Raw genomic sequence first — 11345 nt, forward strand, 5'->3', positions numbered from 1 at the left:
TCCACCCCCACCCCGCCACACCTCCGACAGGTTCACGCGGCTGTGGGTAACGGCGACTGTTGGAACACGCGGTTGTTGGTAGGTGTCGACCTTGGTCGACACATCTGTCAGATATCGAATTCCAGATTGGGGTCAGAGCCCGTTGCGCAGCAACGGGATCCGACCCCGTGCTCCGACAGGTCGCGGAAAACTGTCGAAGGCGGGGTGGGGCCGGTTGAGGGGGTGTGAGCGGCATGGATGCCGCGACCAAGCCCCCATGGACGGGTTTACGGCGTCCCCCTCAACCGGACCCACCCCGCCATCCCACGGAATGCAGGCTTTTGACGTTGACGTTGATTCTGCAGGTGCAGGCCTGCAAGCCCTGCAATAAACCCTACCTTCCAATCACCCGGGCAATCGCTTCCACCAGCAGTTCCCCGGTCACCGGCTTGCGCAGGAAGCCACCGATGCCGGCCGCCTCCACCTGCTGCTGCAGGTCCGGGTCGGTACGCGCGGTCACCGCCAGCAGCGGCAGCATGTAGCCCTGGTTGCGCAGATGCTGGGCCAACTCGAAGCCGCTCAGGCCCGGCAGGTCGAGATCCAGCAGGCCGACGTCGAAATCACCGGCACTGATCTCACGCAGTGCCGCCAGCGCATGGCCCGCATGTACCACCTCGTGCCCGCGCGCACTCAGCAGCCCGCGCACCACATCGGCCACAGTCGCGTCGTCCTCCACCAGCAGTACCCGCAACGGCGGCATGTTGGCCGCGTCCTCGCGGTGCGTTTCACCATCTGCTTCGGCATCGGCATCGACCACCATCGGCAACGGCAACGTCACGCCGAAGCAGGTGCCGCGACCGAGCTGGCTCTCCACCTGGATCCGCCCCTGCATCGCATGCGCCAGTTCGCGGCAGATCGCCAGGCCCAGGCCACTGCCGCCGTACTGCGCCGCGGTACGTGCACCATCGGCCTGCTCGAAGCGGCGGAACAGGCGTTGCTGTTGCTCCTGGCTGATGCCGGGGCCGGTGTCGCGCACTTCGAAATGCAGAGATCGCAGCTCGGCGTCGCTGCGCGCGTGCAGGGTAATGGTGCCGCGGCTGGTGAACTTGACCGCATTCGAAAGCAGGTTCAGCAGGATCTGCCGTACCCGCATCGAGTCGCCGGTGGCCTGCAGGCCGGGCGGCAACTGGTTGTCGAGGGTGAAGCGCAGGCCCTTCTGTGCAGCCAACGGGCCCATCAGCGCCGCCAGGTCCTGCAGCAGGCAGCTCAGCGCGAACGGCTTGGACTGCAACTCCAGACGGCCCGATTCGATCCGCGCCAGGTCCAGCGCATCGTTGACCAGATGCAGCAGGTGCTCGCCGGCGTGGCGGATTGATTGTGTATAGCCGCGCTGCTGCGGATCCAGCGGTGAGGACAGCAGCAGCTCGCTCATGCCGAGCACACCGGTCATCGGCGTGCGGATCTCATGACCAAGGTTGGCCAGGAAGCGGGTCTTGGCCGCCGACGCCTGCTCGGCCAGCTCCTGCTTGTGCAGCGCCAGCTGATAGGCGTGGCGACGCTGCAGGCGGCGACGGTACAGCCAGGCGAACCAGCTGGTCAGCAGCAGCGCGAACGAGGCCAGCACCAGCAGGCCGGACAGGCTGCGCCACCACGGTGGCTGCACGCGGAATTCCAGGCTCTGCACCCGTGACCAGACATGGTCGGCCGAACGCGCCTGCACTTCCAGCCGATAGCTGCCCGGTGCCAGCCGCGAGAACAGGCGCTCACCGGCCGGTCCCACTTCCACGCGACTGTTGGAACGCGCGGTTGTTGGTAGGTGTCGACCTTGGTCGACACATCTGTCAGATATCGAATTCCAGATTGGGGTCAGAGCCCGTTGCGCAGCAACGGGATCCGACCCCGTGCTCCGACAGGTCGCGGAAAACTGTCGAAGGCGGGGTGGGGCCGGTTGAGGGGGTGTGAGCGGCATGGATGCCGCGACCAAGCCCCCATGGACGGGTTTACGGCGTCCCCCTCAACCGGACCCACCCCGCCATCCCACGGAATGCAGGCTTTTGACGTTGACGTTGATTCTGCAGGTGCAGGCCTGCAAGCCCTGCAATAAACCCTACCTTCCAATCACCCGGGCAATCGCTTCCACCAGCAGTTCCCCGGTCACCGGCTTGCGCAGGAAGCCACCGATGCCGGCCGCCTCCACCTGCTGCTGCAGGTCCGGGTCGGTACGCGCGGTCACCGCCAGCAGCGGCAGCATGTAGCCCTGGTTGCGCAGATGCTGGGCCAACTCGAAGCCGCTCAGGCCCGGCAGGTCGAGATCCAGCAGGCCGACGTCGAAATCACCGGCACTGATCTCACGCAGTGCCGCCAGCGCATGGCCCGCATGTACCACCTCGTGCCCGCGCGCACTCAGCAGCCCGCGCACCACATCGGCCACAGTCGCGTCGTCCTCCACCAGCAGTACCCGCAACGGCGGCATGTTGGCCGCGTCCTCGCGGTGCGTTTCACCATCTGCTTCGGCATCGGCATCGACCACCATCGGCAACGGCAACGTCACGCCGAAGCAGGTGCCGCGACCGAGCTGGCTCTCCACCTGGATCCGCCCCTGCATCGCATGCGCCAGTTCGCGGCAGATCGCCAGGCCCAGGCCACTGCCGCCGTACTGCGCCGCGGTACGTGCACCATCGGCCTGCTCGAAGCGGCGGAACAGGCGTTGCTGTTGCTCCTGGCTGATGCCGGGGCCGGTGTCGCGCACTTCGAAATGCAGAGATCGCAGCTCGGCGTCGCTGCGCGCGTGCAGGGTAATGGTGCCGCGGCTGGTGAACTTGACCGCATTCGAAAGCAGGTTCAGCAGGATCTGCCGTACCCGCATCGAGTCGCCGGTGGCCTGCAGGCCGGGCGGCAACTGGTTGTCGAGGGTGAAGCGCAGGCCCTTCTGTGCAGCCAACGGGCCCATCAGCGCCGCCAGGTCCTGCAGCAGGCAGCTCAGCGCGAACGGCTTGGACTGCAACTCCAGACGGCCCGATTCGATCCGCGCCAGGTCCAGCGCATCGTTGACCAGATGCAGCAGGTGCTCGCCGGCGTGGCGGATTGATTGTGTATAGCCGCGCTGCTGCGGATCCAGCGGTGAGGACAGCAGCAGCTCGCTCATGCCGAGCACACCGGTCATCGGCGTGCGGATCTCATGACCAAGGTTGGCCAGGAAGCGGGTCTTGGCCGCCGACGCCTGCTCGGCCAGCTCCTGCTTGTGCAGCGCCAGCTGATAGGCGTGGCGACGCTGCAGGCGGCGACGGTACAGCCAGGCGAACCAGCTGGTCAGCAGCAGCGCGAACGAGGCCAGCACCAGCAGGCCGGACAGGCTGCGCCACCACGGTGGCTGCACGCGGAATTCCAGGCTCTGCACCCGTGACCAGACATGGTCGGCCGAACGCGCCTGCACTTCCAGCCGATAGCTGCCCGGTGCCAGCCGCGAGAACAGGCGCTCACCGGCCGGTCCCACTTCCACCCAGTCCGGGTCATAGCCGGCCAACCGGTAACGATAGGTATTGGACGCCGAATCGGCGAACGACAACAGGCGCGCGACGATGCGCAGATCGCGATCGCCATCGGCGATCTGCAACGGAGTGTCGTGGGTGAGGTCCAGCACCTGCTCGTTGCGGCGCACCTCCACCCGCTCGATCACCAGCGGCGCACGCCGCATCGAGGGCCGCACCTGCTCCGGGTCGAACACCACCACACCGGCCGGCGTACCCGCCACCAGATGGCCGTCTCCCGACATCACCAGCGTGTGCTCGCGGAATTCCTGGCTCGGCAGGCCGTCATGCACACCATACAGGCGCACGCTCTGGCCATCGGCGCCGATGCGCACCAGGCCACGCGCACTGGTTGCCCACGCCACCCCCTGTGCATCGACCACCAGCCCCGAAGCGGAGATCGCCGGGTAGCCCTGCTCGGCACCGATTACGGCCTGCCGCTCCAGCCGGCCCTGGCTCCAGCGGTAGCGCGACAGGCGGCCATCCTCGGACAGCCAGACCTGGCCATCGCTGCCCACGTGCAGTGCATGGATCGCGGTCGCCGGTGCGCCCGGCACCGGCTGGAAGCGCTCGCTTTGCGGCAGCCACTGCAGCAGGCCTCGGCTGCTGGCCAGCCAGATATGGTCCTGCGGCCCGCATTCAACATCGAGATTGAGCTGGCCCTGCTGCAATCCGCGCTGGCCATTGTCCAGCTGGCGCCGCAGGCGCCCATCCAGATCGCGCTGCTGAAGACCCGACGGCAGCATCAGCCAGAGGCTGTCACCATCACAGGTCATCATCGATTCGATGACCCCTTCCATGGTCGCGTCGGCGCCGGCATCCCGGCCCCAGCGGCGCAGATCACGCCGCTTCGGGTCATAGCGCAGCAGCGCGTCGTTGGAACCGATCCAGACCTGGCCGCGGCGATCCTCGCGCACCGAGGTCAACCAATGCATGCCGTTGACCCAGGTGCGGTGCTGTTCGATGCGGCCGGTCTTCGGATCGAAGCGGTCCAGCGCGCCGTGGCTGCCGACCGTCCAGATGCCGCCGTTGCTGGACGGGCTGGTACCCAGCACGAAGGCATTGCGCAGCGAGCGGGGGTCGTCCTCCAGCCGCGACAGCACCGAGAACTGCCACCAGCGCGGCAGCAGGTGCCACAGGCCGGCGTTGGTGCTGGCCAGCCAGATGCCACCCTCGCGATCCTCGTAGGCGCCGGTCCAGTTTGGGCGTACCGGGCCACGCGCCACCGCGCTGTACAGTGGCACGGTCTGGTACTGGCCATCGACCGCGCGGCCAAGGCCGGTGCGGGTGTCCAGCCAGTGCCCGCCCTGCTCGTCGCGCAGCATCATGCCCAGCACCTGTTCGCCTTCGGGCAGCTTCCAGGACGGTGCCTCGAAACGACCATCGGCACGACGCACGATGGCACCGGCCATCGTGCTGATCCAGAGGCTGCCATCGGGCTCGGCCGTCAGGCCATTGATCAGCAGGCTGGGAACGATGCCGGCACCAACCCGTTCAAAGTCCGTGCCGGTCCAGCGCGCGACGCCATGCTTGGTGCCGATCCACAGGCTGCCATCGGCCAGGGTTGCCAGATAGGGCACCGATGCGGCCGGCAGGCTGCGTGGGTTGTTCGCTTCGGGCAGGAAGCGCTGCAGCCGGTCCTGGTTGTCCAGGCGGTACAGACCACCTTCGTGGGTGCCGAACCAGACCGAACCATCCGGCGTGGTGGCCAGGCTCCAGACCGTGTTGGTGCCCATCAACGGCTGGCTGCTGCGGTCGTAGAAATGCAGCTGGCGGCGATCGGCCGACATCCGTACCAGGCCTGCATTCTCGGTGCCGATCCAGAGCTGGTTGCGGGCATCGACCAGCACCGTCCAGATGCGGTTGTCGCGCAGGCCGTCTTCCGAGCGCCAGATCCGGTAGTTGCGCCCGTCGTAGCGGGCCAGACCGTCGTTGGTGGCGATCCAGAGGTAACCGTAACGATCCTCGGCCATGCGGTTCACGGTATTGGACGGCAGGCCGTCAAACACCGTCACCTGGCGCGGGCTCGGTGGCACCGGCTGCGCCGCAGCGGGCGACAGGCAGCACAGGAGGACCAGCAGCAGCATCGCCGCCCGCAGATACACCACCGATTGCCTCCTCACGCTGCTTCTGATGATTCCCGCACTACGGGCGTCGGCATGGTAAACCGAAAGTCGCGCCGTTCACGCCCGGCGCTGGCGCATTCAAAGAGCGGTTTGTCGTTTTGCGCGCGCCTGGGCAATGGCAGTCACCAGCATGTCACCGGTCACCGGCTTGCGCAGGAAGCCATCGAACCCGGCCGCCAGGACCTGGGTCTCGGCGTAGGCATCGGAGCGCGCGGTGACCGCCACCAGGGGGAGTTCATAGCCCATGGTGCGCAGCTGGCGAGCGATGGCGGTGCCGTCCAGCGCGGGCAGATCGAGATCGAGCAGGCCCACGTCAAAACCATCGGTGGCAATCTCCGAAAGCGCGCCCAGGCCATGCAGCACGTGCACCACGTCGTGGCCACGGCCACGCAGCAGGCCGGCGATGACCTCGGCCACGGTCGCGTCATCTTCCACCAGCAGGATGCGCAGCGGCGGCAGCACCGGCAGCACCGGCAACTCGCCCGGCGCATTGGCGGCCTGCCGGATCCAGGGCAGCGGCAACCACACCCGGAATCGCGCGCCCTTGCCCGGCTGGCTGTCCACTTCGATGCGTCCGTTCATGGCCACGGCCAGCTCCTGGCAGATCGCCAGGCCCAACCCGCTGCCGCCATAGCGCGACGCGGTGCGCGGGCCGTCCGCCTGTTCGAAGCGATGGAACAGCCGGTCCTGCTGCTCGGCGTTGATGCCCGGGCCGGTGTCATGCACTTCGAAGCAGAGGCCGCCACCGTTCTCCTCCAGGCGCACGGCCAGGCCGACGTGCCCGCGCTCGGTGAACTTGATTGCATTGCCCAGCAGGTTGAGCAGGATCTGCCGCACGCGCATCTCGTCGCCGCTGACGCTGATCGGCCCCGGCGGATCGCCCCCACGCTGGAACCCCAGGTTGCGCTGCTTCGCCATCGGCTCCATCAACGCCTGCACCTGGTCGAGCAGGCCAGCCAGATCGAACGGGCGCAGGTCCAGCTCCAGCCGGCCGGCCTCGATGCGGGCCAGATCCAGCGCGTCATTGACCAGCCGCAGCAGGTGGCTGCCAGCCTGCTGGATCGAGCCTGCATAGCTGCGCTGCACCGCATCCAGCGGGGTGGCCAGCAACAACTCGCTCATGCCGAGCACACCGGTCATCGGCGTGCGCACCTCATGGCCCAGCGTGGCCAGGAACCGGCTCTTGGCCTGGGAGGCCTGCTCTGCCAGTTGCTGCTTGTGCACGGTCAACTGCCATTGCTGGCGGCGGCGCAGGCGCGCACGGATCGACCACACCAGGATAAGCAGCAGCAGCGAGCCGATCAGGATGTAGCCGAAGATCGCCATGCCGCTGCGCCACCAGGGCGGCAGCACCTTCACCTGCAGATGCTGCGAAGGCGTCCATGCGCCACTGGCGGTGGCTGCCTGCACTTCAATGACGTAGCTGCCGGTCGGCAGCCGCGACAGCGTGCGCTGGCCGTCACCGCCCTGCTCCACCCAGTTCTGGTCGTAGCCCCGCACCCGGAAGCGGTAACGGTTGCCCTGCGGATTGGCGTACGACAGAAGTCGAGCATTGATCTGCAGATCACGATCATCCGGCCCCAGCAACAGTGTGCCGGTGGTCGGCAGCGGTTGCCAGCCGCGGGCATCATCGCGCCGCACGCGAACCTCGGCGATCACCAGCGACGACGGCGGCAACACGGCATCGGCAGCATTCACATCGAACACGACCAGGCCGGTCTGGGCCACCGCGAGCACTCGACCATCGGCATTCACCGCCGGCGGCCTGCTGGTGAACTCGGCGTCGGGCAGGCCATCGCGTTCATTGAACAGCTGCAGGCGGCGCGTCTTCGGGTCCCACCGCAGCAGGCCACGTGGCGTGGTCGCCCACAGGCGGCCGTCTTCGGCCAGCGCCAGGCCACCCATGCTGACCGGCGGCACACCAGCGCTTCCATCAATGCGCTGGATCAGGCGCAGGCTCATGCCATCCCACTGGTAGCGCTCGAGTGCGCCCTGGCGGGCCAGCCACAGCTGTTGCGGATCAACCCACACCAGATCGTAGATCAGACCACGCGAGACCCCCGGCACCGCCTCGAAACGCCCGGCCTGCTCGCGCCAGATGCCCAGGTCTCCCATCACCCAGACCTTGCCCTGGGCGTCGAAACGGATCTGCTCGATAGGCGAATCGGCCGCCTTGCGGAAATCGTCCAGCGGATAGCTGCGCAGCACACGGCCATCGGCACTGCGCTGCTGCAGGCCCAGGTTCATCACCGAAAGCCAGATCGTTCCATCGGGTGCCTGGCGCATCAGGTCGATGCGCTGGCGCAGGTCGGCGCCACCGTCGATGTGCCAGTCATGCAGCGCGCGTGTCGCCGGGTCATACACGCTGATGCGGCCGGCACGCCCCAGCCACAGGCGCCCATCCGGCCGCGGCAGCACCGACCACACCGCCCCGCTGCCGATCTCGCGATCACTTGCCAACAGCTTCAGCTCTCCCTGCGCGTCCAGCTGGTACACGCCATGCGCTGAGCCGACGTAGTAATTCCGGCCATCACTGGCTGCACTCAGCAGGTACTGGCTGTCCAGCGGCTTGCCGTCAAGCTGGTTCCAGATCGAAAACCGGCGCCAGTCCGGCGGCAGGTAGGCCAGGCCCTGGGTTAGCAGCGCCACCCACAATCCGCCCTCATGGTCCTGCATCAGATCAAGCACACCGCTCTGGGCAGTGAGGAAGCCACTGCCGCGGTCGCCGTCGAGCCGCCGCAGCATGCTGGCATCTCCACGCAACAGGCCATCGGAGGTGCCCGCCCAGTAACCGCCTTGGCGATCGGCCAGCACCAGTGCCGAACGCAGGCGTGCACTGTCGGCCCAGCGCGGACGGCTGACCCGGTCCTGCGCATCGATACGGTAGAGGCCGTCATTCTGGCTGCCGGCCCAGATCGAGCCATCGGGGTCGCGGCTCAGGCGCAACACACTCAGCGCCCCCAGTTCACGCGGCGCGACAGCCTCGAATCCGGTCCCGTTCCAACGCGCAATGCCCGCCTCGGTGCCGATCCACAGTCGCCCCTGCGCGTCAACCAGGCTGCTGTAGATGGTGTTGCTGGGCAGGCCGTCCAGACGGGCCGGGTCGTGCTTGAAGAAGTGCAGGCTGCCGTCCTCTCCGTACCGGCAGACCCCATGACTGCTGGTGCCGATCCAAAGCGCATCCTCGGCGTAGGCCAGCGTCCAGAACTGGCCCAGGCACGGGCCATTGACCGCATCGAAGGTCTTGAACCGCTCGCGGTCGGCATCCAGGCGAGCCACGCCCTTGCCGTTGATACCGACCCAGATACGGTCCAGTGGATCGACCAGCAGCGTTTCGATCTCATTGCCGGGCAGCGAACCCGGCTGTTCCGGATCGTGTTCCCATACCCGCAGGGTGCCCCCGTCATAGCGCACCAGGCCACCATCGGTGGCCGCCCAGATATGCCCCTGGCGGTCCTCGGCCAGCGCCAGCACCATGCGCGAGGGCATGCCTTCAGCTGCACCGAAACGGCGCAGGCGCGGTGTTTCCGCCATGTCGAGGGCCGTGGCCGCCGTGGCGAACGCCATCAGCAGCAGCCCCATTCCCGCGATGCCTCGGCACCACAGGCGCCAACCGCTCGTCATCCTGAACCCCCTGTCCTGTCCCGATTGTCACACAGGGCCGGGTTCATGGCTGCAACAGGCTGTTTCCACCGGTGGACCCACCACGAACTGTTGCAGCCATGCACGCAACGTTGGCAGGGGGCTGTGCGTATGATCGCAACGTCCCCTTCCGGAGCCCGCCATCGATGCGTCCCTGCCTGGCCCTGCTGCCGATGCTGCTCGCCACCGCCCCCGCCTGGGCGGATGCAGATACCTATCGCCTCGATCCGGTGCATACGCGTGTGCTGTTCACCATCGACCACGCGGGTTACTCGCAGGCGATGGGCACGGTCTCCGGCAGTGAGGGGCGCCTGCAGTTCGATCCCGACAACTGGCGCGAAGCCACGCTGGACGTCGAGGTCCCCGTGTCGCGATTGGACCTTGGTGACGCCAAATGGAACCAGGCCACGCTGGCCCGCAGCCTGCTCGACGGCGAGCGTTTCCCCAGCGCACGCTTCGTCTCCAGCCGGGTCGAACCGATTGATGCCAAGCGTGCGCACGTGATCGGCACCCTGACCCTGCGCGGCGTCAGCCAGGAAGTCACCCTGGACGTGACCCTCAATGCCATCAAGCGCTACCCCCTCCCCCCGTTTCGACGCACCGCCGGTTTTTCCGCCAGCACCACGCTGAGCCGGCGCGCGTTCGGCATCACCGCCTGGCCGGGCGTCATCGGTGATGCAGTACAGCTGAGGATCGAGGCTGAAGCCACCCTCGACCGCAGCGACGCCCCGGGAACTCCCGCTCCCGATCCGCACTCCGACCCCAAGACGGCCCGCTAGAGGACCTTTCATGACCGCCAAGAACACCCCCGCCGCCTGGGGGAGTGTCAGCCAGATCCTGCATTGGTTGATCGCACTGCTGATCCTCGCCCTGGGCGTGGTCGGCCTGACCATGGGCGAACTGCCCAAGACCCCCAAGTACTTCTGGGTCTACACCGCACACAAGTCGATCGGCATTACCGTACTGGCGCTGGTGCTGTTCCGCCTGGGCTGGCGCCTGTATGCCGGCGCCCCCAAGCCGGTGCCGGGCGTGCCCAGCTGGCAGGAACGCATCGCCAGCGCCACCCACGTGCTGTTGTATGTGCTGATGTTTGCCATTCCGCTGTCGGGCTGGCTGTACGACTCGGCCAGTGGCCTGCGCCCGTTCCGCTGGTTCGGCCTGGTTGATGTGCCCAAGCTGAGCGGCCCGGACCCGCAGGTCGTTGCGGTCTCCCACGCCATCCACGAATACGGCTTCTGGCTGTTGATCGCGGTGGTGCTGGCTCATGCCGGTGCCGCCTTCTACCACCACCTGTTCCAGCGCGATGCGACCTTGTCCCGCATGTTGCCGCGTGGCTGGCTTGCCTCCCCTCAGAAGGACTGACCGATGAACCTGAAACTGACCACCCCGGCCGCCGTGGCCGCCGCCCTGGCCGGCATGCTGGCCACCGCCCCGGCGCTCGCCGCCGACTACGCGCAGGCTCCCGGCGCCGGTTCGATCCTGGTGTTCGCCACCAAGTACGACGGTGAAGTGTTCACCGGCAGCTTCCCGGGCTTTGCCACCAAACTCAGCTTCGACCCGGCCAACCCGGCCGCCGGTTCGCTGGACGTGGTAATTCCGCTGGCCGGTGCCAAGAGCGGCAACAGCGACCGTGATTCGACCCTGCAGACCGCCGACTTCTTCAACGTCGGCAAGTTCGCCACTGCGCGCTACACCGCCAAGGGCTTCCGTGCGGTGGGCAACGACCAGTTCGCCGCCGATGGCACCCTGGAACTGCGCGGCGTCAGCAAGCCGGTCACCCTCGCCTTCACCTGGAAGCCGGGCACCCAGCCGGTGCTGACCGGCAAGGCCACGGTCAAGCGCCTGGACTTCGGCGTGGGTGGCGGTGACTGGGCCGACACCAAGACCATCCCGGACGAAACCGCGATCAGCACGATCGTGAAGTTCGACGCGAAATGATCAACGGGCCGGGGCACCGCCCCGGCCATCATCTCCGGTGGTGCCGGCCGCTGGCCGGCAACCTCACCGACGCGGGCAGTTGCCGGCCAGCGGCCGGCACTACCGATCGACGGCCAGCCAGGCCTGAACCACA

Annotated in this window: 5 protein-coding genes and 1 pseudogene; 3 read left to right on the plus strand and 3 right to left on the minus strand. The window is 67.4% G+C overall.

Translation table 11 applies throughout. The annotated features are described in order from the left end of the window. Nucleotides 1–373: 373 nt before the first annotated feature. The 3 genes and pseudogenes from V3B46_RS21445 to V3B46_RS21455 form a co-directional block, all read right to left on the minus strand. A pseudogene (locus tag V3B46_RS21445) lies at nt 374–1765 on the minus strand (ATP-binding protein); the annotation flags it as partial. Between the two features lie 321 nt (nt 1766–2086). After that, the gene (locus V3B46_RS21450; protein ID WP_329892859.1) at nt 2087–5614 is read right to left on the minus strand and encodes a hybrid sensor histidine kinase/response regulator; all 3528 of its coding nucleotides are present in this window, start codon (nt 5612–5614) and stop codon (nt 2087–2089) included. 96 nt (nt 5615–5710) lie between these two features. Beyond that, complete coding sequence (locus tag V3B46_RS21455) at nt 5711–9256, minus strand: sensor histidine kinase (RefSeq protein ID WP_329892860.1); 3546 nt, start codon at nt 9254–9256, stop codon at nt 5711–5713. A 164-nt stretch (nt 9257–9420) separates the two neighbouring features. Between V3B46_RS21455 and V3B46_RS21460 the strand changes: the two genes are divergently transcribed. From V3B46_RS21460 to V3B46_RS21470, 3 genes are read left to right on the plus strand one after another with little or no spacing between them, the layout of a single operon-like run. Next, the gene (locus V3B46_RS21460; RefSeq protein ID WP_106468862.1) at nt 9421–10053 is read left to right on the plus strand and encodes a YceI family protein; all 633 of its coding nucleotides are present in this window, start codon (nt 9421–9423) and stop codon (nt 10051–10053) included. A gap of 10 nt (nt 10054–10063) precedes the next feature. Continuing rightward, a complete protein-coding gene (locus V3B46_RS21465) occupies nt 10064–10636 on the plus strand; it encodes a cytochrome b (RefSeq protein ID WP_005410672.1) in 573 nt (190 codons plus the stop codon). A 3-nt stretch (nt 10637–10639) separates the two neighbouring features. Then, complete coding sequence (locus V3B46_RS21470) at nt 10640–11212, plus strand: YceI family protein (protein ID WP_329892861.1); 573 nt, start codon at nt 10640–10642, stop codon at nt 11210–11212. Nucleotides 11213–11345: the final 133 nt, after the last annotated feature.

It is taken from the genome of Stenotrophomonas sp. SMYL11, assembly GCF_036320005.1.
In the GTDB taxonomy this organism is placed as follows: domain Bacteria; phylum Pseudomonadota; class Gammaproteobacteria; order Xanthomonadales; family Xanthomonadaceae; genus Stenotrophomonas; species Stenotrophomonas maltophilia_A.